Origin of the sequence: Arthrobacter alpinus (genome assembly GCF_900105965.1) — a bacterium.
In the GTDB taxonomy this organism is placed as follows: domain Bacteria; phylum Actinomycetota; class Actinomycetes; order Actinomycetales; family Micrococcaceae; genus Specibacter; species Specibacter alpinus.
Genome location: NZ_FNTV01000001.1, coordinates 2135000 through 2161136, shown reverse-complemented (window position 1 = coordinate 2161136; position 26137 = coordinate 2135000). Strand labels below are relative to the sequence as shown.

18 protein-coding genes and 1 pseudogene are annotated in these 26137 nt (G+C 52.7%); 8 read left to right on the top strand and 11 right to left on the bottom strand.

Annotation, left to right across the window (positions count from 1 at the left end; all coding sequences use genetic code 11):
• Positions 1-70 precede the first annotated feature (70 nt).
• From BLV41_RS09930 to BLV41_RS09910, 5 genes are all read right to left on the bottom strand, one after another.
• Positions 71-682, bottom strand: a complete 612-nt coding sequence (locus BLV41_RS09930) for a hypothetical protein (RefSeq protein WP_074711532.1) — start codon at positions 680-682, stop codon at positions 71-73.
• A 195-nt stretch (positions 683-877) separates the two neighbouring features.
• Positions 878-2761, bottom strand: a complete 1884-nt coding sequence (locus BLV41_RS09925; protein WP_083360710.1) for a DUF4012 domain-containing protein — start codon at positions 2759-2761, stop codon at positions 878-880.
• Positions 2762-2766: 5 nt separating this feature from the next.
• Positions 2767-4080 carry a UDP-glucose dehydrogenase family protein gene (locus tag BLV41_RS09920; RefSeq protein ID WP_074711531.1) on the bottom strand — a complete coding sequence of 438 codons (1314 nt, stop codon included), beginning with the start codon at positions 4078-4080 and terminating at the stop codon, positions 2767-2769.
• 39 nt (positions 4081-4119) lie between these two features.
• The gene (locus BLV41_RS09915; RefSeq protein WP_483073314.1) at positions 4120-5502 is read right to left on the bottom strand and encodes a sugar transferase; all 1383 of its coding nucleotides are present in this window, start codon (positions 5500-5502) and stop codon (positions 4120-4122) included.
• 130 nt (positions 5503-5632) lie between these two features.
• Entirely contained in the window at positions 5633-7171 is a 1539-nt protein-coding gene (locus tag BLV41_RS09910) for a tyrosine-protein kinase domain-containing protein (RefSeq protein ID WP_425284267.1), read from the bottom strand.
• A gap of 925 nt (positions 7172-8096) precedes the next feature.
• Here BLV41_RS09910 and BLV41_RS22055 point away from each other — a divergent pair.
• The 6 genes from BLV41_RS22055 to BLV41_RS09880 all read left to right on the top strand — a co-directional run bounded on the left by BLV41_RS22055 (position 8097) and on the right by BLV41_RS09880 (position 15124).
• Positions 8097-8840, top strand: a complete 744-nt coding sequence (locus BLV41_RS22055) for a glycosyltransferase (RefSeq protein ID WP_170835452.1) — start codon at positions 8097-8099, stop codon at positions 8838-8840.
• Positions 8841-9054: 214 nt separating this feature from the next.
• Entirely contained in the window at positions 9055-9933 is an 879-nt protein-coding gene (locus BLV41_RS09900) for a glycosyltransferase (RefSeq protein WP_170835451.1), read from the top strand.
• Positions 9923-11206 carry a glycosyltransferase gene (locus tag BLV41_RS09895; RefSeq protein WP_083360708.1) on the top strand — a complete coding sequence of 428 codons (1284 nt, stop codon included), beginning with the start codon at positions 9923-9925 and terminating at the stop codon, positions 11204-11206. The genes BLV41_RS09900 and BLV41_RS09895 overlap by 11 nt, the downstream gene beginning before the upstream one ends.
• A complete protein-coding gene (locus BLV41_RS09890; RefSeq protein ID WP_083360707.1) occupies positions 11191-12312 on the top strand; it encodes a glycosyltransferase in 1122 nt (373 codons plus the stop codon). The genes BLV41_RS09895 and BLV41_RS09890 overlap by 16 nt, the downstream gene beginning before the upstream one ends.
• Before the next feature lie 68 nt (positions 12313-12380).
• Positions 12381-13604 carry a polysaccharide pyruvyl transferase family protein gene (locus tag BLV41_RS09885; protein ID WP_074711525.1) on the top strand — a complete coding sequence of 408 codons (1224 nt, stop codon included), beginning with the start codon at positions 12381-12383 and terminating at the stop codon, positions 13602-13604.
• A complete protein-coding gene (locus tag BLV41_RS09880) occupies positions 13601-15124 on the top strand; it encodes a lipopolysaccharide biosynthesis protein (RefSeq protein WP_074711524.1) in 1524 nt (507 codons plus the stop codon). The genes BLV41_RS09885 and BLV41_RS09880 overlap by 4 nt, the downstream gene beginning before the upstream one ends.
• A gap of 457 nt (positions 15125-15581) precedes the next feature.
• Here the strand turns inward: BLV41_RS09880 and BLV41_RS21665 are convergent, their stop codons facing one another.
• The 4 genes from BLV41_RS21665 to BLV41_RS09865 all read right to left on the bottom strand — a co-directional run bounded on the left by BLV41_RS21665 (position 15582) and on the right by BLV41_RS09865 (position 20345).
• Positions 15582-15821 (bottom strand): hypothetical protein, encoded by a 240-nt coding sequence (locus BLV41_RS21665; RefSeq protein ID WP_139244283.1) that lies wholly within the window; start codon positions 15819-15821, stop codon positions 15582-15584.
• Between the two features lie 439 nt (positions 15822-16260).
• Positions 16261-16677, bottom strand: coding sequence for an integrase core domain-containing protein (locus tag BLV41_RS09875; protein ID WP_170835450.1), 417 nt, complete (start codon positions 16675-16677; stop codon positions 16261-16263).
• Positions 16678-17377: 700 nt separating this feature from the next.
• Complete coding sequence (locus BLV41_RS21660; RefSeq protein ID WP_139244279.1) at positions 17378-17704, bottom strand: hypothetical protein; 327 nt, start codon at positions 17702-17704, stop codon at positions 17378-17380.
• A gap of 598 nt (positions 17705-18302) precedes the next feature.
• A complete protein-coding gene (locus BLV41_RS09865) occupies positions 18303-20345 on the bottom strand; it encodes an acyltransferase family protein (protein ID WP_244516830.1) in 2043 nt (680 codons plus the stop codon).
• 1897 nt (positions 20346-22242) lie between these two features.
• On the opposite strand from BLV41_RS09865, the gene BLV41_RS21655 reads away from it, so the two are divergent.
• The gene (locus tag BLV41_RS21655; RefSeq protein WP_170835449.1) at positions 22243-22878 is read left to right on the top strand and encodes a hypothetical protein; all 636 of its coding nucleotides are present in this window, start codon (positions 22243-22245) and stop codon (positions 22876-22878) included.
• 315 nt (positions 22879-23193) lie between these two features.
• Positions 23194-23587: pseudogene (locus tag BLV41_RS22490) on the top strand (IS3 family transposase); the annotation flags it as partial.
• A 425-nt stretch (positions 23588-24012) separates the two neighbouring features.
• On the opposite strand, the gene BLV41_RS09855 reads toward BLV41_RS22490, so the two are convergent.
• Both BLV41_RS09855 and BLV41_RS09850 read right to left on the bottom strand, forming a co-directional pair.
• The gene (locus BLV41_RS09855; protein WP_244516828.1) at positions 24013-25158 is read right to left on the bottom strand and encodes a mannose-1-phosphate guanylyltransferase; all 1146 of its coding nucleotides are present in this window, start codon (positions 25156-25158) and stop codon (positions 24013-24015) included.
• Positions 25159-25527: 369 nt separating this feature from the next.
• A complete protein-coding gene (locus BLV41_RS09850) occupies positions 25528-26127 on the bottom strand; it encodes an arsenate reductase/protein-tyrosine-phosphatase family protein (protein ID WP_074711520.1) in 600 nt (199 codons plus the stop codon).
• Between the last annotated feature and the right edge of the window lie 10 nt (positions 26128-26137).

The following is a 26137-nucleotide window of genomic DNA, read 5'->3' as shown; positions in this document are numbered from 1 at the left end:
AAGGAAAGCCCGGAGCCTTTGGCTCCGGGCTTTCCTACACACCGGGTGGACCCGGAGTTGAGTATTTATATTATGCGTTGCGGCTGCGGCGGCGTGAAACCACTACAGTGCTGACACCGGCAGCAAGTGCGCCAGCGCCTACGATCGACCAGATCAGCACGCCGGCGTCAAGACCGGTGCTGGCCAAGCCACCATCGGTTACGCCTGCGCCTGCAACGTTGTTGCCGGTTCCGGCACCCGCGCCTGCATCAAGGCTGGTGACAACCTTAACAACCTGGCTGACAGAAACGCCTGAGGTGCGGCCAGTGGCCGTCAGGGTGTAGCTACCCTTCTCATTCAAGGTAACCGGCACAGAGAAGGAACCATCAGCCGCAGCCGTGGTGGTGAAGCTCGTGGGAGCTACAGCCTTGATGATGAGGGGCTTGGACATGGAAATGCCGCCACCAATGGAGCCAATGGCTCCGCCGGCTACGGTGCTGGTCTGAGTAACAGTGACGTCAATGATTTCACCGGGCGTGAAACCAACACCAGCGAATGTCACGGCCTGGCCCGGTACAACTGTGGTGTCAGAGACCGTTGCGCCAGGAGCAGCGGGGTACTCGGGTGCAGCCTGAGCTGCAACCGTTCCCGCGGAAAAGGTTAGGATGCCGGCAAGCGCCAGCGTAGCGAGTGTTTTTTTCATAGAGGTTCCCCACTTAGAGTTCTAGCGAAATTGGCTTGATGCCCCCGTTGAGCGTGGAAGCCATGGTGATGATGAGACCTTTTGAGACTATCAGCACTCTCATGGGGTTACCAAGTTCGATTGGATTAATACTTATTCTTAATCTAGGCGTTAAGAACTGTTTACATAATGGACATTTTTAGGGCAAAAGTTTGCCTAAGGGGTGGCTGATGTGCAGTCCTTCGCCGTCTCCTGCGGAAGAATTACATCGGCGGTGTTCTGCACCGTTGGGGTGACATCGAGTTGGGCCGGACTCGACTGCACCACCTTGGCAAAATCAAGCTCCACGGTGGTTGTTTGACCTGGAGCCAACTCCACCCGGATTACTCCGACCGGCCGGTTCGCATGAGTAAAGGAGCCCGCCGGTGTAGCTTTTCCATCCACACGGGCTGCTTGTGTGCGAGCCTGAGCGGGGCCGTAAGCAATGACGTTTGTGGCCACGTGGCCGGGCTCCACTCCGAAGACGCCGTTACCGGTTACGTACTTTGGCAGAGACGTAGAGGCATCGGTGGGTGCTGTATTGGTCAAGGTGATGCGTGCCGTGTATTGACCGTAGCCGCCGGAGAAGCACTGCTGAACCAGCTGGACTGTTCTTTTGACGTAGTAATCCATCTTGGCGCCCGTGCCGTCATTGAAGTAGACGCCAAAGGCGGCCGGCGCAACGCTGGGCCCGGAAATTGCGCCACCAATGCGCTGGGAAGCCAGGAGATTTTGCTCGTCAGCGCGAGCCGACCAAATCTTGATTCGGTTTTCCTCTACTCCCTTACTCAATGCAGTAAGGAGGTTCTCGCCTGAAGTTTTTCCGGAGGAAACTTCCGCGAAAATGGTCTTGGCCACTTCGGCAAAGTAAGCATCTTGCAGAGCGGGGGCCTCAATGTTGGCGTAAACGTCGGAAAGTAACGCCTGAACAAGGTTGCCACTTGTCAGTTTTGTAGGCAGGGTTCCAATATCCACACCTTCGGGAATCGCGGACCCAACATCAATGGGCCCCGTGGCTTCTAGAACCATAGCCAAGGCTGATGGATCAAGAGTGATAACTCCATCGATGACATCGCCCGGGTGCCGTTGCTGCCACATGGCACGAGCAGTGTTCGCGGCGGTGGGGAAATCAGGCGTCATGTTGACATTCTGCATATAGCTGCCAAGCCGGTTGGTGTAGATAGCTTCTTGGGCAGCATCAACCTCTAACGCAGGGATAAAGGCGCCCATTGCCGATGCAGAGTCCTGGGAGGTGAGCTGAATTTTTCCCTTTTCGGTGTGGAGAACTGCCAACGCTCCGGGGATTCCGCCAGTCGCACGAACCTCTGCGCTGTTTTGGATCAGCAGCAGGTAATTGCGGGCATCGCCGCCGCCCAACATCGCCGGCAACAGCTGGACCGTGCTTGAGGCAACATTAAGGGTGCCGCGCAATTCGTCAAGTTGTTGTTCAGCGGAGGCCAACGGCTCTGCTATTTGCGGAACCAATTTGCTCCTGTCGATCCCAATCAGTCGATCGTAGGAGAGCTGAACTGTATTGGCTGCCGCGACAACGCTGGGTGATGCGGAGGTGATGGCCTCCAGCCCAACGGCACCGTCCTTCGGAGTCAGCGACTTCCAATCGAGAGACTCGAATGCTCCCAGAAGTGGCTTGGCGGCAAGCTGCACAACATCATCAGCTGTCACGGTGACAGTAGTTGCTGCTGCAAAGTTTGGCCCAATCCAGGGAATTGCGCCTGCAGCCTTCCATAGTGGATCAGTACCGGCTGATTTTGCGGCAGAGGTACGACTTGACAGAGTTTCCACCGTGGCCGCTGCCCCAGCTTGGTCGTTCGCTGTGAGCTGTTTTTTGAGTTGAGGCAGCAGTTCCGTTGTGGACTGCAAGTTATCCTTGATGACGCCAGCCTGAACCCCCAGCCATGCAGCTGCGCAGCCAATGACAACTACCAGGAATGCGGCGCTGAGGCCGCTCCAAAGCAAGCGGCGCTTGAGCTTGCCACGTCGAGGCGTTTGTTTTGTTCGGCGTTGACGACTTGCGTCCGCCGAGTCAGGAGATCCAGTCATGCTGCTCAGGGCCGTCCTACTCCGCGGTAAGTCCAACCAGCTGCACGCCATTTCTGGGGATCCAAAGCGTTACGTCCATCCAGGATCCTGGCATTACCCACTAGGTCCCGAATTTCGTGCGGATCGAGATCGCGATATTCTTTCCATTCCGTCAGGAGGAGCACAGCATCTGCATTTCGAAGGGCTTCTTCGGTGTTAGTTTCGTAATTTAATTCTGGGAAGCGGCGGGCCGCGTTGCCTAGGGATTCCGGGTCGGTCACCGTCACCACTGCTCCTTGGAGTTGGAGTTGGGCCGCAATGCTGAGTGCGGGGGAGTCTCGAACGTCGTCACTGTCCGGCTTAAAGGCGGCGCCCAACACGGTGATCCGCTGGCCCATGAGGGCGCCATCGCACAACTCACGTGTGAGTTCAACGGTGCGGGTGCGGCGCCGCATATTTATGGCGTCCACCTCGCGCAAGAAGGTGAGCGCCTGATCGGCCCCCAGCTCTCCGGCACGGGCCATGAATGCGCGGATGTCCTTAGGCAAGCACCCCCCACCAAACCCAATCCCAGCATTCAGGAATTTCCGTCCAATGCGATCGTCGAGTCCGATTGCGTCGGCGAGAACCGTGACGTCTGCACCTGCAGCCTCACAAACTTCCGCCATGGCATTGATGAAGGAGATCTTGGTTGCCAGAAAAGAATTTGCAGCAGCTTTCACAAGCTCGGCCGTGGCGTAGTCCGCTACCAAGCGGCGAGTCCCCATTCCCAGCGGTGTCGAGTAGACCTCGTCCAGGGCCGCTACAGCGGCATGATCCTCATTACCTTCAGGAACACCGTAGACAAACCGGTCCGGTGTGAGTGTGTCCTTGACAGCGTGGCCTTCACGCAGGAACTCCGGATTCCATGCAAGGTGGGCTTCCGGCTGTTGTTGCAGGACCAATTCGGCCAGACGTGCGGCAGTTCCAACCGGAACAGTTGATTTGCCAACCACTACATCCCCTGCAGATAGGTAAGGCACCAATGCATGGGTTGCGGCATCAACGTAGCTCATGTCAGCGGCATTCTCACCCTTCTTCTGGGGAGTACCAACACAAACAAAATGAACAGCGCGGCCCTGTGCAGCAGACATATCGGTAGTGAACGTCAGCCTGCCTGTTGCCTGAACTTCAAGTAATAGTTCTTCCAGTCCTGGTTCAAAGAAGGGAGCCTTTCCAGCCGCCAAGTCGGCGATTTTCTTTTCGTCAACATCGATTCCCACCACATCATGGCCAAGTTTGGCCATACAAGCCGCGTGGACGGCGCCGAGGTAGCCACAACCAATTACAGATATTTGCATGTCACTGCCTTCTTCGGAGTCAAGTTAGTTGAAAAGTTGTTAGTAGGCGCCATCGCGCTTGAGGACTGCTCGGAGCGTTCGGAACAGAATGACCAAGTCTGCCGTCATGGACCAATTTTCCACATAATAGAGGTCTAGGCGGACGGAATCCTGCCATGACAGGTTGGATCTGCCGCTAACTTGCCAGAGGCCGGTCAACCCGGGCTTGACCAGGAGCCGGCGGCGAACATGCTCTTCGTATGCGTCCACTTCGGTTGTAAGCGGAGGCCGTGGACCCACCAGACTCATCGAACCGGCAAAAGCGTTCATCAGTTGCGGCAACTCATCTAGGCTGTAGCGACGCAGAACCGCACCCACTCGGGTTACTCGCGGGTCTGCTTTCAACTTGAAGAGCACTCCATTCCCTTCGCTTCGTTCCTGCAGCGCCGCCAATCGTTGTTCCGCGTCTGCACCCATGGACCGGAACTTCAGCATCATGAATGGGGCGCCCAGAATGCCTATCCGTTCTTGCTTGAAAAGAACAGGTCCCTCACTGTCCATCTTGATTAGTAGTGCGATGAATAGCATAAGAGGGGAAAAAAGGAGGAGAAGGGTGCCAGCCGACAATACGTCGAAGAGGCGTTTGGCGACGCGCTTTCCGCCTTCAAGTTTTGGCGTCGTAACGTGGATAAGAGGCAGGCCTGCTACTTGCTGTGTATGAATCCGTGGTCCAGCAATATCCGTCAGTGCGGGGGCAACAATTAGGCCAATGTCTGCAGCGGCAAGCTCCCAGCCCAATTGTCTAATGGTCGTAGGTGAAAGGTGCACTCCGGCGGACAGGGCAACGGCATCCGCACCGCATTCACGAACTGCCTCGAGAATGTCGGCCGCAGTAGGATCTCCTCCATGTATGGGAAGTCCGAGCACTTCCTCCAATTCAGATGCGACTTTTCCCTGAAGGTAGGCGGCCACGGGGGAGTAGCCCGCCTGAGGAAAACGTCGAAGGGCCGAAACTAAATGTCCCACCGCCTGCGGGCCGCCCACGATTAGGATGCTGAATGTACTCCCTCCTTTAGCCCTTGCCATGCCCAAGTGCTGGCGAAGAACCCACCGTCCCGCTATGAGACCGAATGCTCCGACAGGGAATGCAATTCCCACGTATCCACGTGCCAAATCCATCTGAAAAGCATAAGAAACAATGGCGAGTCCGCCGAAAAGCCACAAACTGGCTGCAAAAACCCGCTTGTACTCGTCGGGGCCAGAGCCCATGATTCGTGGTTGCCGGCTACCCCAGCCGTCCAGCATCAGCCACCAGGCACAGGGCAGCAAAAAGGTGATGATGACATACGACGTTCCGGCAACGTGGTTGTCCCCCTCTAGGCCGAACCGGATAAGGTGAGCGCCCACAACCGCCCAAATAACAACTACCGCGTCAACAACCATCATCCGGCGCACGTAATTGTTGCGCCAGTCCTTGTGATTCAAGTGTTCCCCCGGTTGAAATGATTAGCTGGTGAATCCTAACAATGATGAAGAACGAGGTGTCGAGACGACGCAATGCTTTATTGCCTGGCTAGGCACGTCGCGACGTTCTGCCGCGCAAAATATCATCAAAAGCGTCTTCGGCAGGCGGATCGGCGATCGGGCTGGCTGCACGTGATCTTCTTGGAGGCTGCTGAGTAGCTACGTCTTTTGGTGCGTAGCCATAGTAGCTGTACGAATATGCATCTGGCCCCTTGGTCGGCAGCCGGTTGAGAACTACGCCGAGCACGTCTGCATTCACGAGTTCGAGAGTCGCAATTGCCTTCTCCACTTGAGGCCTCTTTGCGGTGTGGCAACCAACTACCAGAACTACGCCGCCAACTTGTTGCGCCAGAACTGCCGCGTCTGTGACCGGCAGCAGAGGAGGGGCATCGATGACAACTGAGTCAAATGCCTTCTCAAGCCGAAGGATCAGTTGCTTCATTTCAGTGGAGCCAAGCAGCTCGCTGGGATTGGGAGGGATCCTGCCCGCTGTCAGGACATGAAGTTCATTCTGCCCCCAGGGCTGCATGAGATCTTGGACATCTGCTTGGCCAATGAGTGCCGTTGTGAGGCCCGCTTGGCTTTCCAGTCCCAAATAGGTAGCAACCATCGGACGGCGGAGATCAGCGTCAACGAGAGCAACTGACTGACCGGATTCGGCCATGGAGATGGCGAGGTTGGTCGCTGTTGTGCTCTTACCTTCACCGGGTAGCGACGAAGTGACCAGAACCGTCTTGCTTTTGTGGCTGACATGCGCGAACTGGAGATTAGTTCTCAGTTGTCGGAACGACTCTGAACGTTGACTGTGTATCGAAGCGGCGCTTACCAACGGATCCTTCGCCGCATCAGGGTCAAATACAATTCCTCCGAGCACAGGCGCTTGCGTTATCTGCGTCAAATCCCGCTCGGTTCGTACCCGAGTGTCCAAAGTGGCTCGAAGTAGAGCTGCTGCTATTCCAAGGGCAAGACCGACAATCAAGCCCAAAGCCAAGTTGATCTTGGTATTGGGTGCAGAGGGTGAGACTGGCGCAATTGCAGGGGTCACGACGGAAACACGGACCGGGGAGACCCCTCCGGCCGTTGGCGTTTCCAGATTGTCCACCGCCTTAATGAGGCTATTTGCCACGCCCTGAGCGATCGCTGCGGCCTGCACAGGCGAGCTGTCCTCAACAGAAATATTAATGAGAACTGTTTTCAAATCCGAAGACGCCGACACTCTTGAGGCCAGTTTTTGCGGTGTCTCAGTCAGTCCCAATGTGTCGATCACGGGCTGCAGCACTGTGGGAGTCGTAGCTGTCTTCACGTAAGAGGAAACTCTGGCCTGAATGAAACTGTTGCCTGTTTGCAGGTCTTGCACAGATCCAGAGTTCTGTGTTGCTACAAAGAGCTGCGTACCCGCCGAATAGACGGGTTTAGTGAGTATTGAAGCCAGCCCCCCAATCAGCAAACCGGCTAGCGTAAGGGCAACAATCGTTATCCAGCTGCGCCGTAAGATGAGCAGGTAGTCCCGTAGTTCCAAGTCCAGCTTCCCCCATGTAAAAGTAAGAGCGGTATAGTGAAGCATGGCTCGATGGATGAGTCCTTGCACGAACGTAATCCTACACTTGACTATATGCCGAGATGCACCAGCATCACTTACATTGCGCGCAGAATTAGTTTAACTTGACATTGGGCACTAAAAGGCGGGCTTGAGGGCTGACATTTGGCCCTTCTGTAGCTTGGCAATTATTCCGAATCGGGAAGATATATTCTAGAAGTTTATTGACGTAGATTACGGTTCGACAAAAAAGCCAGTTCCCCCGAACTTCCAGTAAGGCCCTCCTAGCTAAATTTGACGAATCTTCCGTTGGTTAAGTCCGGGTACTCTTGGGTTATCCAACTCATGCTAGACAGTGTTAATTCGCACAAAGTCATCGACCGAGCGAGAAGTGATCGCCACCCGGTGCCCTGCGCCTTAGCCTCTTACAGTGTTAGGTTCATGTCCCGTCGCGCCAGTTACCCTCATTGTGATGCTTATCACAATTGAATTGAATGATAGTTCAAATCTCGACATGAATTAGTGGATATATTTGGTCTCAAAATTAATTGCTGAAGATTGGAGAGCCTTGAGCGGTCTTATTGTACACGAGTGGCTAGAACCTACCGGCGGTGCAGAAAAAGTCGTCCGCGAAATGGCTGCAACGTATTCAGATGCGAGGATTTTGACGCTCTGGAGTGACGGGCATTCGGAGATTGACCCGTCCAGAGTTTCAGAGACTTGGCTGAGTCGAACGCCCCTTAGGTCGAATAAGGCCTTAGCTATGCCATTGATGCTTCCAACCTGGCGCCGGCAATTAATTGGTGAGGCGGATTGGTCACTTGTTAGTTCTCATCTGTTCGCACATCATGTTGCGTTCCGTGACGTTAGGAAAGACTATGAGAAATTCGTTTATGTACATACACCGGCTAGGTACATCTGGGAACCCGAACTAGACGCACGGGGTAACTCGGCAATAATTAGAGGCCTAGCCAACGTGCTCAAACCTATCGATCGCAAAAGAGCGTCTGAGGGCGCCCACTTTGCCGCCAACAGTTCATTTGTCAGGGAACGTATTCGACGGACATGGAATCAGGACGCGGATATCATCTACCCGCCGGTTTCTGTGAGTGCCATCCAATGTGTGAGCCGTTGGTCCGACGCCTTGGGTCCGGGCGACGCTGATGTACTCAGAAAACTGCCGGAAGAATTTGTACTTTCAGCGTCGCGGTTCGTTCCTTACAAGCGCCTCGAGATGGCGATCAGCATCGCGGAGGCCTCGGACATCCCAGCGGTGATTGCGGGTGGCGGCCCCCAAGAAGAAGCCCTACGGGCAAGGGGAGAAAAATCATCGATTCCGGTCTATTTTGTCCAAAGACCGTCAGATCAACTCTTGTATGCGCTCTACGAGCGTGCGTTGGCATACGTTTTTATGGCTGTTGAAGATTTCGGAATCATGCCAGTTGAAGCTATGGCAGTTGGAACGCCGGTGATTTGTGGAAACGAGGGCGGTGTTCTGGAAACTGTAGCTGACGGAATTAGTGGCGTCCACCTGAAATCGAAGGATACTCAGTCTTTGCAACATGCTCTGCAAACGGCCGCTTCGTTGGACCGGAATGCAATCCGAGAACATGCGAAAATATTCGACGCTGCTGTTTTCAGGAAAAAACTCGTGTCCTGGACGGGCCGAAGCGCAACCATCCAAACACTAGAAGGAAATGATGAGCATGCCCAGCGGTAATTCGGCCTCGCCAGACATGAAAGTGATGATAATTTCGGGTCCCTTGGTGACAAAGGGAGGTGTATTCAGGTCCACTTGTCAATTAGTCGAATCGGCACGTATGAGGGGTCTAGACTGGTCTGCCCTCATCCTCACACGCGGAGACCTGGAACCGGAAGAATTGCCAGAGGGAGTTGAGGTTCGAGTCATTAGGCGAGGGGGCCTTCGCGGCCTCGTGAAACTTTACAAAAAATTGGTGAGCCATCCAGATGTCCAGACAGCCGATGCGTTGATTTCCATGATTCCGCAAACCGACATGATGCTCGCGCTCATGAGACCTTGGCGAAAGCAGATTCGCGTTGCATTCGTACGTGGTGCTGCCTGGCCACAGAAGGGGGAGGCTAATGAAGCAAAGCGCCTCCTATGGCGTTTCCTTGAGCGCTGTGCGCTAGGCCGTATGGACGAAGTTTGGTCCACTACAACTGTTCTCCGGGATGATATCGCATGGCCTTCAGCAGTCATTGTCCCTGCCGGCATAGCAGACGTTGGCCTTCAGAACGAACATAACGTCGTTGCCTCGAATACGAATATAGTGTGGGCTGCTCGTATGTCGGTCGACAAAAACCCCCAGTTATTCTTGAATGTTTTGCGAGACTTGGAATTGCCGGGCAGAATGTATGGCGACGGAGAGATGCGAGCAGACCTAGAAACCATGGCACCCCAAAACGTAACGTTTGGTGGATGGGTCGATCCGCTTACACTGTGGAACGGGGCAGGAATCTACCTGGGTACTTCGTTCCGTGAAGCATTTGGACGCAGCGCAGTAGAAGCGGCTACTTACGGTATTCCGATGGTTCTTTCGAAGGCATTCGGTGCGGCACCGCTGCTTTTTACAGATCCAGAACTACGCGACCGCTTTGTACTTGATCCCGTGGACTCTGCCGGATGGGTCCAAGCGACAGGAGATCTGGCCAATGACCAGGAGTTGAGGCAAAAGGTGGCCTCTCATGTGTGGACCAACGCCAAGAAACTCACGATTGAGGGTTCGCTAAACGCAGTTTGTGCCCGGCTAGCCGCAGTTGCTGCGAGAAAGCGACCGATAGATGCAAAGTAGTGCGCCGACAACCGTTGATTTCGACCTGATCAACCGGGAACGCTTCAGCGTTCTTCATTTGGATCATACTCGTGCCGCAGGCGGTGCAGAGATTGCGCTTCGGCGCATAGCCAGCCGAGCTAAGACCTGGAACCCAATTATTGCAGTGCCGAAAGGTGCCGCCGGAATTGAGAATGATGCCTTCAACGAAGGTATATCCGGGGGTGCAAAAATCGAGGAAATTGGACCAAGGCAAATGTTTGGTGCCAGCAACGCCAGTATAGTTGGCCTCGCTAGATTTGGAGCCGGTGTTGTTGGACAAGCATTTGCACTTCGCTTTTCTGCATCATTTCGGGACGCTGCAGTAGTCCATGCGAACACAAGTCGCTCGGGGCTCTATGGCGCATTGGCATGTGTTGGTACGAGAAAGCCGCTTGTGGTGCATCTTCGTGACATGGTGGACGAACCAAGCCTTGGCCGAATTGGTCTGTTGTTATTTAGACGTCTCGTATTGCCGCGTGCCAACGCAATTATCGGAAACTCAAGGTCCACCATGGAGTCTGCCGTCAAATGGAGTGGAAAGGGTGCAGTAGTCACGGTAATTCCGAGCCCTGCTGGCATAGATGCCCGGATGAGCCAAAGTCTGATAAATGACCGCGTCGAATCAATTGCCATGGTGGCGCGGATCGACCCGTGGAAAGGTCAGCGCTTGTTAATTGAAGCGTTTGCCGACGTGTTTAAAGGGACAAAGGTACGACTTAGGCTTGCTGGAGCTCCTGCATTCGGCCATGGTGAATTCTACGAAGAACTGAAATGTCTTGTCACTAAATTGGGCATAGAAGGCAATGTGGATTTCTTGGGGCACGTTAGCAATGTCAAAGAGGTCATCGCTGCCGCGGACATTTGCGTTCAGGCGTCAATTCGACCTGAACCGCTGGGTCAAAACGTTTTACAATATCTTGCCGCCGGTAAGCCGACAATCGTGGCTAATGAGGGGGGGCCAACTGAATGGGTTTATCATGACAAAAATGGATTACATTTTATCGCAAGGGATCGTGAATCTCTCGCAAGCGTGATGCGGCAGTTGTCTTCGGATACGAGGCTTCGGAGACGTCTCGCCAGAGGGACCCAGCAATTCCAACTTGTTCCCACTGATAGCGAAGTTACTCAGCGTCATGGGGTGCTGTTTCATGCAATTGGAAAATATAATAGGTTAACTGGAAATTCTGAAAATGTGATACCTGACCTAACTTTCGACGAAAGATACGGAATTCCGCGGTGGACGATAACATAGTTTTATTCCGACAAAATTTCTTTGCACTTTCGGAAACTTTTATCCAGTCTCAAGCAGGCGCAATGACGCGTCACAATCCAATCTATGTTTCCAGATTTAGGATTAAAGATCCGGTTATGGACGTAAAGTCATTTTCATTACAGAGTTATCAATCTAAAATTCAGGATAGGATCTTTTCGTCCACAGGGCATTCAACCGCGTTTACGGGTTTGCTTCGTGATGTTGGCGCGAGGCTTATTCATGCCCATTTTGGACCGGATGGAATGCTTGCACTACCCGCCGCTAAGGCGATTTCCGTTCCGCTCGTCGTGACTCTACACGGTCGAGATGTCACGGTGAAACCAAGCCAACTGTTGAAGACCGGTAAACCTGTAGCTGCAAGGTATGCGCTTACTCGGAAGCGGATTATGCGCCAGGCATCAAAAGTATTGTGCGTTTCAAATGATCTAAAAAGGAAAGCCTTGGATCAGGGTTTCGATGAAGAAAACATTGTTACTCATTACATCGGGATTGATACTCAGAAATTTGCATTTAGTAATTCTGTGCGTGAAGCGCGTTTCATTCATGTTGCACGCCTTGTTGAAAAGAAGGGTACGTCGAACCTGCTACACGCGTTCGCGAAAATTTCTTCTCGGAATCCTGACTCAGTCTTGGATATTGTTGGTGACGGGCCACTCCGAGCTTCACTCGAGGAACAAGCTCGCAACCTAGGCATTTCGCGTCAAACAATATTCCACGGACCTCTATCAAATGTCGAAGTCAGGGGCATGTTGAAACGTAGCGCGGCATTTGTCCTACCGAGCGTGACCGCCGGAAACGGTGACCGAGAGGGACTACCGATATCGATTCTCGAAGCAATGAGTTCCGGAACCCCTGTTATTTCGACGTTTCATTCGGGAATCCCCGAGGCAATACCAACTGATTCACAAGGATTGTTAGTCGACGAACATGATGTTTTGGGCCTCTCAGAACGCATGCATGCAGTTTTAAACGATGCTGGTTTTGCCCAACAGCTGGGAACTAATGGGGCGGAATTTGTTAGGAAGAACTTTGATCTCGTTAAACAGACGGAGGAGCTTGAGCGGATTTACGACGAGCTTTTCTAAAACTATTTCGTATTACCAAGACTTTACCATCTAAGAAATCAGTCAAAATCGAAAAAATAGGGATTCAAATGAGAATTGCCGTAACAAATGCTGTCCTTTCCAATACCGGCGACGCGGCGATCTATGAGGGCATACTTATTGCTCTCGAAGAATCAGGGATTGCGAATCGAAAGGATGTTATAGTCTTTGATTCGAATGCTTCAGTTACCTCGAAACTGTATCCGGAATGGACGATTTATCAGCAGCTTACTGTTTCTCCACCTCGATTTTCTGGCAGAGTACGAAACGTGCTCCAGAGTTTGCGTCGCAGAGCAGTGAATCGACTCGCTAATTCAAACAAGATCGTCGTATCTATATTCAAACTTCCCATACTTCGCGACAGCGGTTTTGTAAAAAGTTGGCACGCCCTGCAGGGAATTGATTATCTTATTAGCAGTGGTGGAACTTACTTGGTTGATCATTACAATTTTGATCCCAGAGTCCAAGAACTCAAGTTGGCTGAGGCACTAGACTGTCAAGTTGTCCTCTGGACGCAGTCAATGGGACCGTTCAAGAGTCAAAGAGCGCTTAGCCAAATCCGCGAGATAGCTGCGGTTACTCAAGCGGTATATTTTCGCGACGAGAAGTCTATGCTGGCTTGGACTGGCGCAAATCCTGAAGCTCCGAGAGGCCAGGTTGTGGCTGACGCCGTCTTTTCGTTCAGTCGGGGCGAACGGGCGACTAGAGGATCGAACCGATCAAAAGCATTTATTTCCGTTCGAGAGTGGTCGAGAGGAGTAGACCAAGACTCTTTTGATAGTACTACTTACTCTTCATCCATGAAGTCTGCGGCTAGGATGCTATTAAAAGACGGCTGGGAAGTCCGTGCCGTTTCGACTTGCCAGGGAGTACCGTCATACGCATATGATGATTCAAAGTTGGCGGCTGAAATATTTCGTGGATTAGATGTTTGTATTGATAAGGAATTTCACCGACCGGCTGAACTATTGCAGATGGTCCGTGAAGTAGACCTCGTTATCACGACGAGAATGCACCTAGCCATATTGGCCTTGGTTGCAGGAACGCCCGTGATAGCCGTTGCCTACGAATTCAAAACAATGGAATTGTTTAATTCACTTGGATTGGGGGATTTCGTTGTGCTAATCGAGGATTTCACTCCTGCCTGGATTGAATTGAAGCTCACTGAATTCAGAGATGGAAAAAGTTATCCTGTGATAACGGCTGACCAACTTGAGAGTCTACGTAATCGTTCCGTCCTTCCTGCCAATTTGCTCGTAAGAAGTCAATCGTGATTGGTCGAGCTATTAGTCGTAAGACCAAGATAGCGGAATATTCATACGACGACGTCGCAGGTAAGTCCGCCAAGAAATCGGTAGCGTGGAACGCGTTGTCGCTTGTCGGTAGACAAGGGCTACTGATTGTCTTTTCTCTCGTTCTGGCGCGAATCCTTGGACCGGAATCTTATGGGGTGGTTGCGCAGGCCAACGTTTACATGGTCGTTGCTACGTTGCTACTGGACCAAGGGTTAACTGCATCCTTGGTGAGCCGTTCGAGGATCTCTCGGCGTGTCGTTGCTGCAGCCGCGGGGCTTAATCTCACATTGGCAGCCGTCATGATGCTTGTTACTTACCTCACAGCTCCGATGGTGGCATCGTTTTTTTCATCTCCACAGCTTATTGAAGTCCTTTGGGTTCTTGGCGCTGGCCTGGTATTTAAGGCACTGGCCATAGTGCCTAGAATGCTGCTAACACGAACTTTTGCGTTCCGGGCAATTGCAATTGCTGATGTTCTTGGCGCTTTTTTGGGTGGGTTCCTGGGGCTGATTTTCGCCATGCAGGGCGCGGGCTATTGGTCTCTTGTGATTCAGCTTGTAGTCAGTGATGCGTTCGTCGCAGTCGTCCTACTTATTGCAGCTCGAGCACCGATACCTTCCTTGAGATTCGTGGAGCTTAACGGGACAATCAAGTTTGGCATTAAGATTTTTGTCGGTAATCTGTTCTCTGTCGCATCCCGAAACACTGATAACCTCGTTGTCGGTAGAATCTTAGGAAGTGGTGCGTTAGCGCTCTACTCTTTAGCATATCGGGTGCTTTTGACCCCTGTTCAAATGGTCGGACAGGTCGTAACTCGCGTTCTTTTGCCCGCAGTGGCTCGCAGCCAAAATGATTTGGAAAGAGTTTCTCTTCTTACGCTCCGTAGTATATCTTCTATATCAATCGTTTCTTTTCCGTTGATGGCTCTGATCGCAATCTCTGCTGAGGATTCGGTAAACCTGGTTCTAGGAAATCAATGGGCTGGTGCAGTTCCGGTACTCCAAATCCTAGCGCTTACAGGGGCTCGGCAGGCAGTGACCGCTGTTAATGCGCCAATATTGATTGGTTTGGGAAAAGCAAATACGCACTTACGATTTAATATTATTGCAGCGATTGTGCAAGTCGGTGGAATACTGATCGGCCTACAAGGAGGTATTGTGGGCGTGGCATGGGGGTATACGATTTCGGGCATACTACTTACGCCATATATTATTTTCTTGCAGAAGCGTCTTGTGGGAACGACTATTCGTGACATGTTTCTTGCGGTTTTTCCGGCATTTCATGCCAGTTTTTGGGCGGCAGGCGCATATTTGATATTGAACTTGAGTGCAATGCCATTGATTCTTCGAATGAGTGTCGGTTTAGTTAGTGCCACTATAATATATATTGGAATTTTGTGGATTGCTCATCGTAAGTTTTCTCGAATTCAATTATCTTTATTTAAGGAAATGTTTAGGAAGCGGAGTCAAGAAGACATTTCTATCCGAAAATTAACCTAGTCCCGGTGTGACTCGCCGTAACGACAACCGAGCCTTCTTTGGGTTGAGTTTAAACTTGCTGGCGTTTTTTCCGTAGAGGTGCCGGGCAATGATGCACTTGATACAGCGGCGGATCTCGCAGCGGGTCTTCTCTTGCTGGGCTCGCCGTAAGACATAGTCCCGGGTGTCGGGGTCGAAACTCACGCGGTTTCGGGTAATGGTATCCGAGGCCTGGTTCAGCTGCCGGTCTCCGAGCCGGTTACCGGCTCTTCGCGGTTCGTGGTGAAATCCCCTATTGTCATGGATGATTCGCTGCTGTTCGGACGGCGCTCCTGTGCCTAATACGATTCGTGTAGTTAGCGCTATTGGCGAAGCCGCGTCACGTGCTCTTGATGCCGGTGTTGGCTTCTACTTTTCCCGTGGTGGCACCGGTGACGATAAGAACTTCGACCGCCTTCCACCAGCGACAGACGGTCCGTCACAGGCCGGTTGTCTCGAGCTGATTCGAGCCCTTAAAGAGATATTCAAGGTGTTCCTTGGCGATCTCGGCGTCCTCCAGTGAGCCGCCGCGCAGCAGTGTTCGCACTTGTTCTTGCACATTCCAAGCTGCATTGAGCTTCCCGATTAGATCGTCGGTGGGAAGGCGATTTCTAGCTTCGCCCGTGCTTGATCTGAGAATGCGTCGCTGATCTGCAGTAGCAGCATTCGGTGTGCCCATGCTGGATCTACGGGCCGGCCACGACGACCCGTACCTGATGAGATAGTCGCCGGCGGCTCTCTGTCAGTGTCTGGTTCGAGAGCTGGATCGGATGGAAATGATCATAGGAGACGGCTGTTCGGGGCAGTCATATCCTCAAGGCTTTTCGGAATGTTGCCGGGGTGTTAACACCAACCGAAAATTGGACAATGACTGCCGATTGAAAACAGTGCACCCAACCATCTAGGAGGGGGTACGGTCCGGGGACATCCCTGACACTGCGTTGTCGGGAGATGCCTGACAGTCGAGTTTGTTGTGGTTGGTTTGTGGGGTCGACCACGCTTGCTTCCGCTGTCGTGATAGGTGCCGACTGGTCCGAGTGTGAGTTGGCGGAGGATTTCTCCAGTGGCGACGAAGTGGTCGGTTCTGTGGTCGGGCCCTTCGATGATGCGAACGTGGGTCAGGTATGGGCTTGACCGATGTTGATTTTGCGTTTGCGGTAGTTCACGGATCCGGCGGTATCGTCCGGTGTTGCCTTCTTGTACAGGGCGTAGGCGGCTCCCGGTGTTTCTTGGTTCAGCGGTAGATGGGGCCGTTGCAGGTTGTAGGAGCATCGGAAGGTGTCGCAGAGTTTCTGCAGTTCATCGATCGTCGTGGCTGGCCAGTGGTCGGCATAGTAATCCTTGATTGAGCGATGGTCGCGTACCGGTTTCCCGCAATTTTTCGGATGACTAAGGCGTGAATGGAGTTGCTCTACACCTAGTGCCGTGAGTCGTTCCTGGAAGAACACCGCCTTGTTACCTTTGCGGGAGCGGAAGTGCCGCCCTTGTCGCTGATTAACTGTCTCGGGCTCCATGCTCGGCAACGGCTTTTCCACCGCCGCCCAGACAACTAGGGCTGTAACGCCGCGAACCGCGTAGGCGCCGATGGGTCAGAGAGTATGATCATCGATCAGATCGATGATTCAGGCCTTGGAACCGTCCTATAAAGCGGCCTGTGTACCGTCAATCGGCCACAGATCATTCGGGGCCAGACGTTCAAATTGCGTCCATGTCTTGGGAGCCCGGGTTTCCTGCGTGCTCACGAGAGCATGGCGGACGATGACGCGATGGACCGTCGATACAGCCGGCGCAGGATCCAGTCCCGCTTGTTTGAAATTGGACCGTAGGACTCTCGCTCCCCAACGCGGATTATCGACCCGCAACCGCACGTTCAACGACTCCTCCTCCGAAGTGGTCTTCCGCGGTGAATGAACCGGACACCGAGACCGGGGCTGTAGCCCAGCGATTCCCGCAGTCCACAGCAGGCGACAATATTCCTAAAAGCTCTGTCGAGAGATCCCGTGCCGGCGGCACGCCTCCGATACTGGGATGCCCTCCCGGGACGGGGTCAACAAGATTTCAACACAACGATCATTCACACTCACCACTCTGATCTGAATAAGAATGTTAGGAATGTCCCGCTAACGAACTGTTAGCTATGTGTCCCTACCGTACATTTTCAAATGGCCCTACTGGCCCCACTTTCGGTTGGCGTTAGCACGAGGCACAAATCGCGACGACCTGAACTCCGAGCCGCTACTCCAAGGGGCGTTTGATCAACCAGGCGCCGACCCCGGTGTGGTCACTGGCGTTAACTACACCAAGGATCTGCCAGGTATCGAGGTCAACAATGGTTGTCATCCAAGGTTCAATCCGTTTCAATTTTCTTGTTTCTGGATCTTTGAAGAAGCGGACGAAGCGCAAGCGGAGTTCATCGATCCCGAGCATCCGCGGCCGCAGGAGATCAACGTTGGGGAGCTTCGTTGCGGCTATGCTCAGCGCCTTTTGCACCAACCACCAGGAGACACCGTGGGTGGTGTCGGTTTCCGTCGCGGAACGGCCGGAGTCAATGACAGTGCGCATTAGAGCGTGGCGGAGCCTGCTCGTTGTCTTGGCTCTGGCCGGTACCTCGATCGTGGCTTGAAAGAAGGTCTTGTGCGGGCACAATGACTCGTCACAGAACAGCCGCCGCTTTGCACACACAACTTCCACCGGAACAGCGATGGGGATGTCGCGGACGCGCTTCTGCCGGCCAGAGTGGCGAGGGGGTGCCGATGAACCCGCCCCGGGCATTCTGATACAGCGGTGCTTTCAATCTGGATTCTGCGTTGCCCAAAACTCGATGTCTGGGTGTCCACGACGCGGCAATTGTCCACATTGAAGATCGAGGTGGCAGCATCAGGGTGCACCAAAGGAAGCTCGTTCAAAGGTCGTAGCCCTGTCAAAGATGAATGCGCCAGAACATCCATCACAACGCAGGCTGCGAGCCACCTTTGTTCAAGAACACGAACAACTAAAAGCCCCGAACCGCCAAGATATTACGCCTCTAAGGAATACTAGGCTGACTACGGAGACAACCTTCGGGTGGAACTTAGTCGCTATCCTAATCTTGGGGCATGTTACGGAGTCCAGCTAAGTCGTCACTGTCTCCATATGGAAGTATCTCAGTTGGCACCGGATGCTAGCGAGTAGCTTTCTCAAGCTCTTTCCAAATTTGCGGAGCCAATTTCCGACTAAACGACGCTGTCAGGTGATGAGCGTCGCGGTAAACAAGATTGTTTCCAATAATCACTGGACATGTTTTTTTGTTGCAAAGGTACGGCAACAAATTTGCATAGTAGGCACCAGTTGACTGCGCGGCGGCTTGCTCTGCGAAAATGATATTTTCAGATACGACCGCGCTACGCTCGCCGTCACACGACTCTGTGGAATTCAAATTAGCCGATAGGCAGATCGACGGCGAACCAGGTTGAGTGGGTACATCGGATAGGATTGCCACGTCGATACCGCTCATTGTTGCGACTATTGACTCCAATCCATCTTGCCAGCGTTGAGCGAAATTAGTGTTCCCACCCACCAGCGTGGCCGCCCCGTAATTAGCGAGCACGACGAGGTCTGGATGCTGAGAAACAATCCGCTGTACTACAGAATCGCGCCACTCTTGGCACTCCCGATACATAGATCCGTCTCGCAATATGGGTATGTCAACCGAGGGGCAGGAACTCTTCGTATTGCTGTCCAAACGGATCACACCCTCGCCGGCCAGCCGCTCAAGAGCAGGGTACCAGCTGGCTGCATGAGAATCCCCGAATAGAAACACCAGAGGTGCGGACTTGTTGGGCCCCATCTGGCACCCAGATGCATCGGTGCTGTCAAATCCTCGGTGGCAGCCATCGCCGTACACTTCTGGATTATCTTCGGATGCGAATCGAAGGGAAGGCTCGAGATTCGAGGGCACGAAAGGAGTACCTTTTGGAAATGCACCAACTTGAGTTTCGATAGCCGATTGGTCGACTGAAAGTTGAAGTCGATTCGAATTAGAAACTGCGCCATAGGCAATTGCAATAACCAATACCGAAGCCAATATTGAGCAAAATAATGTTCGGCGATTCCGGCAATCTGAAAGGATGCCAATTTTCATGGCTGGTATTTCTATCCAGCGATACAGGAGCCATGCAAGGGGAATGGATACGAGTCCGAGCGTGAGTCGCAGTTCAAGCGGTAGAGGGTCGTTCCCTCCAGTCACCGTCTGAGGTATTACCTGCAGGGGCCAGTGCACGAGGTACAGCGAATAGGAAATTTTGCCTAAGAACTGAAACGGCTTTAGTGCGAGTAAGCGGTCGCTTGAGAACTTACTTGCGGCGCCTCCTCCAATGATCAGCAGTCCGGTGGCTAGGACGGGGAAAATCGCATACGGCCCGGGGAATGGTGTTGACGAGTCAAATGTAAGCGAGATAATTAGGAGCGAAATGAGACCTAGCCAGGTGAGTACTCCGGTCGTGGGACGTTTTAGCCAAGAGGCATCCGAGCGGACTAAGAATGCAGCTAGGCCGCCAACCCCAAGTTCCCAGGCTCGTGTTGGCAATGAGAAAAAAGTCCATGACTGAGAGAATTCCATGCCGAAAAGACACAATGCAAATGATACGAGTGTCAGAGCGATGATGAGACAGAAAAGAGCTCGTCGATTGCCTTTGAGAACCAAAAAAGCAAAACCCAAAATTAATGGCCAGAATACATAGAACTGTTCTTCAACGCCAAGTGACCAATAGTGTTGAAATACCGACGGGGTGCTTTCGCCCAGGTAGTTAGTTCCTTGGATGGCAAAGAATATGTTTGGCACGTATAAGGCGGTCGCAACTGCACCTTGCCAAACTTCCTTCATTAAGAGGGGCGGCATCCAGAACCAAGAGGCAAGTGTCGTGAGCACGGCCACTGATAGTGCCGCTGGGAGGATTCTTCTGGCGCGCTTCGCGTAGAAAGCCCCGAAGCGTATCGAGCCTTCACGTTCTAGTGCCCCAACAAGATGACCCGTGATCAAGAATCCAGAGATAACAAAGAAAACGTCAACCCCGACATACCCACCACCAAGCCAACTCAACCCAGAATGATAGGCAACGACCAAAAGCACAGCAATTGCACGTAGCCCTTGAATGTCCGCACGGAACGTCGTCTTTGACGTTGACGCAAAATTTGCGCCCGCTTGCATCGTTACGCCAGATGGCATAGGAGTCCCCTAGGTGATTTTGAATGCATCTGCGCAATTCTAGAATTCTCGGGGGGCGTTGCAGCCGCCGCGTCTAGCTGACAACTAGTAAATCACGAAGTAGTTCAGCGAAGTTATTTCAGTCGGGTTTTCCGAGTCCTGAGGCAGCCGTGTTGTCGTCGAGGGCGAGGGGCATCAGGATTCTCCCTCACTGTTTCTGGTACTAGTATGTCATTGGCAGCGGCACCAGCCGGAGAAGGACAGAGTCCTTCGGGAGACTCGATCCACTAGATGGTTCTCATTGCGCATCGATGTACGAGTACATCCCGCACACGAGACTAGTCGTAGGGCGTAAGTCGGATTCGCGGAGACCCAAGGTTGGGAGTTCCCGGCTGTGACCTAGTTGATATTCGGCGCTTCGACGTTCCACCTACCGGCGACAGGAAAATGTGACGGCCTGGACCACGGCTTTGATCGGATCGCAAGTCACGCTTCGGCTGTATGCAGCTGTTGACGAAGCAATTGAAATGCGCCGCACCAAGCCATCGTTTTGATTCCAGCGAAGCCTATGATTTTCTCTCGCAAAGGGTGGACACGACTTTCTAGAAGGGCTTCCCTGGCCGTACTGAGCTATGGATATGCGAAGTCGCGGCCTTGAGCTGTCGTCCAATTCGCAATAACTCAACAGAGAAAAATCGCTACGTTCAGGACAGAGAACCATGGCTACAGCTACATCTACAGCTACGTCGGAAATGGTGCCGGTAGCGTCTGGAGCTCACAAGCGGGGCAATAGTGGACAGACAGTACAGCCACCGTGAGCAACGACTGCCTCCGCAGCGTAGCCAAAGCGAGTATTCCGCTACAGCAGAGTGACTTCGTCGCTGCCTCGCAAGCTAAATCTTCGACTCGAAATGCCAACTATGAAAATCGGGGCTAGAATGAATGACGGTGCTCGCAACTGAAACGATGGTCTCGGACGATCAAAAGCGACCAAATGACGTTTTAGATAGGCTTGACGAATAATGCGACCCTATTAATTTTCTAAATAAAATTTCTAGGGCATGTTTGTAAATGTCAAACCTCTGTCATATTCATGAAATTCGAATTTAAATATTTGGAAAATCCCACGCTGCCGCAAGGACTACGTATTTGTTATTCACCTTAACTCAATGGCTAATTTTGTCTGCAGCATTGCTATCCTGTGTGATTGCAGCCGTTTGTAGTAAGCGGCAGAACGCGGTTTCGAATACAGTACTGACAACCACCATGTTTTGGATAGTTGTCTACGTTGGATATGATCAAAAGTTATCTGTGGTAGCTTCAATCTTTACTACCCTGTTTCTAATAATATCAATTTTCAGACAATCAAGAATCAGAACTCCTTCGTGGTTCGTATTGGCATTTATTCTATTCGTTGGAATGGTGAATGTTCTTAATTCGGAGGAGTTTGATGTAATGTTTGGGCGCATTATGATCTTGATTGCCCAACTTGTATTCGCTATTGCCGTCGCATCGTCAGATGGACTACTTCTGAAGTGGGGAAAATATATCGCCCCAACGCTGCTAATATTCCTCGTCGTGCTATCAGCCCGTGAAGTGTTTTTTGGCGCCGATGCAATCTGGCCTAGAAATAATGGCGAAACAACGCGACTTGAGGCCATTAATTATTTTATAGACAATATCAGAGTTCGCGCTATGGCTACGACTGGCTATTCCATCACTCTCGGTGTGCTTGCCGGATTCTGCGTGGTCTCGTCATTATTCCTATGGTCCAGAGGGAGAACTTTCCTAACTCTAATTGCGGTGGCTAGCGGGGGAGGAGTGATGGTTATGGCTGGCTCGAGGACGGCAATCCTAGCTACTCTCGCCGTGTCGCTTATTTGGATAATGACATTGGGGGGGGTGGAAAAGACTTGTATTGGCACCCCTGGTCCTGTTATCGGGGATTTTTCTCTTCGTGATCTATGGAAAAGATAGCTTCGAATCGCTAGGAATCAATGAAGGAATTACGGAATCAAACTCGTACCTTCATCGACTGGGCGTCTTAAGGTCAATTTCCGGTCTCTTGAATCGATCGCTCTGGGAAGTGTTCTTCGGTGGTGGAGATTCAGCGCCACTACGAGCATTTCGTGATGGGCTGGTATCTGGAGTGGCGGGAATTCAGAATTTGGACAATCAATACCTGAGAACATTAACTGTTGGTGGTATATTTGGGACTTCTTTACTGATATGCGTGATCTTCTACGCATTAAAGCGCGGCTCGCTGTTCGAGCGAAGCCTTATGGTCTATTTTTGCATAACATTTGTAACCTACGAGGCTCTTACTTGGAATTCTCTACTTTATCTTTTTATTCTATTGACGGCTGGCATCCGGAATCGCGACGTTGGGAGAGGATTGCTAAAAGATAAAGGGAGTGAATACTCCGAGAGTAAAAATGAATTATTGCCGCCGCAGATTTATGTAGATCCGAGCGTATCTTTGGAATTAGAGGGTCCAGGACTGACCTCTTCAGAATTGGGAATTCAAAGTTCTCGGCGTAGTGCGCTTGATTGATAGGAGTAGAAAATGCCTAGACCTGTCGGAGTGAGGGTTATCTGGTTCTCCGCCCTTGTTGCCGATACAAAAGCGCGCCGGATCTTTGACTACTGGTGGCGGGCGCACTGAGATCAATAGTTTTTGTATATTTACGTCTATCGGCGCAGTCACTCCGGGTTCTCGTGAAATAATTAAAGCGATATATTTGCGCTAAAAATTGTTCGTGGCTTCCTCACATCCGACAGAAACCGTTCGTACTTTACATCATCGGGCAGTTGTGGTTGTCACATGACTTGACTGTAATACAAGAATGGCAGCCTGTACCTCTGAACTGTCTCGGGTGCGCACTCTGGAAGAATCGTAAATTTATTCAATGGGCTCACGTTTGAAATCAGAGTTGGCGGTGAATGCATTGGAAAACGCAGTTCACGCACGCCGTTAAACGGTGACGTTGGTTCATTCCGAATCGGACCTGAAATTCGGTCACGTCGCTGCATAGGGTCCCTCCGCCGTTACGGACTGACTGGTTCGGTGGGCAGGTGGGAGTATGCGCGGACAGCGATGATGGAGTCGGGCTTCTCGCTCTTGCAGGCCAACGTCCTGAACCGTCAGGCATAGGCAGCAGGCAGAAGGATCGGCTGGCCACCATCACCCGGATCCGAAAGACGAACCACCCCCGGCGAAGGTATGGCGCCTAGGGAAACCCACGTCCATTGAATATGAATGAATCGATCAGACCGCGCTCACTGCGACCTAACCTTCGAGGCTTCCAAAATGAGGCAGGCCCGACGGTGTATAGGTGGGACGGCTCAATGGTTTGTTAGTCCTATCATCCCGGGGATGAATGATTTTCCAGCTTTGTTGTGTGGCCCCTTGACGGGGAACCTACCTGGCCAGTCACTGACTCTATTCGCGCCTGCCACTGCTGTCGACCTCAATGGTCGGCACCGAGCGGCTCTTGGCTTCCTATCCAAGTTAGTCATTCTCTTGGCTACTCAACGACAATGTTGCTAGTACCTTCTGACACCGCCGGCTACAAATGGCACGTTTTCTTGACAACACAGTTCAGTCGGCACTCTGAAAGTCACTTCGGAATTCATATCATCGAACCAACAAGGCCCTGCAAGGTTCACGCGGTTGCAATTTCGGCGCCTAGAGGACGTCGGTGTTGCCTTGGGCTTTGAGTCCGTCGACGGCTTTCTTGACCAGCTGTGAATGTGCGAGGGTCGTGATAAGAAGGGCGTCGGGGGTATCAACCACCACCACGTCTTGGATCCCAACTAGGGCGATCACGCGTTTGGTGTCCGAGACCACGATCCCGGTGCTGTCCTCGGTGAAGACACGGGCACCGTCCCCTATGACCTTCACGTTCTTACTTTCCTTGGCACTGCTGAGCCGGGCGATCGCCGCGAAATCTCCCACATCATCCCAGCTAAAGTCCGCAGGAATCACGGCAACGTCCCCCGCATCCGCGGCCGGCTCGGCCACCGCATAATCAATGGCGATCTTGGGCAGGGTGGGCCAGACACGATTCTTCACCTCAACCCGCTCCGGGGTGTCCCAGGCCAAGGCGATTTCCATCAACCCTTCATACAGGGCAGGCTCGTTGGCCTTGAGGTGATGAAGCATCAAATCCACCGGCGCCACGAACATTCCAGCATTCCAACTGTATTCACCACTGGCCAGGTACTCCTCGGCGATTTCCTGACTGGGCTTCTCGACGAACTTCGCCACAGCATGAGCCCGCGGCGCACCCGCCACCGAAAGCGGTGCACCGATGCGGACATACCCGAACCCGGTCGAGGCATGGGTTGGCTTGATACCGATCGTGACGATCTTGCCCGTGGCCGCGGTGTAGATGGCCTCACGCACAGCATCCTGGAACTTCTCCACGGGACTGATGACCTGATCAGCCGCGAAAGAGCCCATGATCGCGGAAGGATCACGAACAAACAAGATCGCCGCAGCCAAACCAATAGCCGCACCGGAATCCTTCGGCTCAGTTTCCAACACCAGATTCGCATCAGCGATCTCCGGCAACTGCCGGCACACAGCCTCACGATGCGCATCCCCGGTCACCAACAGAACCCGCTCACCACTAAGGGGCTCCAAACGGTCATAGGTAGCCCGGATCAAGGTACTACCGCGCCCGGTGAGGTCATGGAGAAACTTCGGAGCAGCAGCACGAGACAACGGCCACAACCGAGTACCAACCCCACCAGCCGGGATCACAGCATAAAACCTATTCAAAGGATCCAATCTGGGCACAGCTGTTCCGCCGAAAATTTGAGTGTTCACGCTTACCTCCTTGCTTTGCATTTATGCGGGCACGGCAATGCACTGAAACAAATAAACCCTTGTAAGAATAACTGCTGATTTCTAGACGCTGCCTTTTTGGCGAATACCAGTCAGTAACATTGCGGCACGATACGACGTGGTAGCGATCAGACGACACCAAATGAAGTGATTTGGATCAATTGGTGTCAACTGGGGCGGAAGGCGGAAGGCGGAAGGCGGAAGGCGGTCGAAGGGAACCCAGATTCAAGGAATAGCTGGCAAAAGAAATAAGGTCGAGAACGCGAAATCTGGCCGAACACTTTCACAGTGGGGGTCCGGGCTGCGCTTGCGAGTACTTGGGGAGAAAGTACTGGCGGCCACACCGCCAACCTAGTGTTGTCTGGGGCGAAGCCCCTGAGTATGCTTTCGTTCCCACTCGATGAGGACTTGGATGGCTGGTGTGATTTCACGGCGCATTTGTTCATAGACGTCATCAGAGCGGCGATAGGGGTCCACAACGTCGTCGTCTTTGGGATCGTGACCGCGCTTGCTGCGTGCTCGGAGTGCAAGGGGGATTACGCCGGCCCAACGTTCCGCTACATCTGCACCTCGTGGAGTCTGCACATCCGGCAGGATTCTGGCCAGTTCGCGGAGGGTAAAGGTCTTCCGCAGCAGGGAAGGACGAAGCTCAACTATGCGGCTTCTGTGGGACTTTGTTAGGGCTAGGACCAGGTCCTGCTCATTCAATATTTCAGAAGTTAGCTGGCGGGCAGCAAAGCCATCTGCAGTGCCCCCAAGTACACGCACAAATCCCGCGATATGCGGTTCCATAGGTGAACCGACCAAGGCGCCGGTGCCTGCACTTTCGACTTGGTAGGCGCCCGGTGTTAGCAGGTCGAGGCCTTGCTGGAGGAGTCGCTCGACCATAGGGGAGCGGCAAATGTTACCGGTGCAGACAGTTAGGATTCTGAAGGGAGGAGTGGCGCTCATGAGATCACGC

Coding starts and splice junctions, on each gene's coding strand:
- BLV41_RS09930 (WP_074711532.1), bottom strand. CDS start 682: ATGAAAAAAACACTCGCTACGCTGGCGCTTGCCGGCATCCTAACCTTT.
- BLV41_RS09850 (WP_074711520.1), bottom strand. CDS start 26,127: ATGAGCGCCACTCCTCCCTTCAGAATCCTAACTGTCTGCACCGGTAAC.
- BLV41_RS09885 (WP_074711525.1), top strand. CDS start 12,381: ATGAGAATTGCCGTAACAAATGCTGTCCTTTCCAATACCGGCGACGCG.
- BLV41_RS21665 (WP_139244283.1), bottom strand. CDS start 15,821: ATGGGCACACCGAATGCTGCTACTGCAGATCAGCGACGCATTCTCAGA.
- BLV41_RS09865 (WP_244516830.1), bottom strand. CDS start 20,345: ATGCCATCTGGCGTAACGATGCAAGCGGGCGCAAATTTTGCGTCAACG.
- BLV41_RS21660 (WP_139244279.1), bottom strand. CDS start 17,704: ATGCGCACTGTCATTGACTCCGGCCGTTCCGCGACGGAAACCGACACC.
- BLV41_RS09915 (WP_483073314.1), bottom strand. CDS start 5,502: ATGGTTGTTGACGCGGTAGTTGTTATTTGGGCGGTTGTGGGCGCTCAC.
- BLV41_RS09925 (WP_083360710.1), bottom strand. CDS start 2,761: ATGACTGGATCTCCTGACTCGGCGGACGCAAGTCGTCAACGCCGAACA.
- BLV41_RS09920 (WP_074711531.1), bottom strand. CDS start 4,080: ATGCAAATATCTGTAATTGGTTGTGGCTACCTCGGCGCCGTCCACGCG.
- BLV41_RS09895 (WP_083360708.1), top strand. CDS start 9,923: ATGCAAAGTAGTGCGCCGACAACCGTTGATTTCGACCTGATCAACCGG.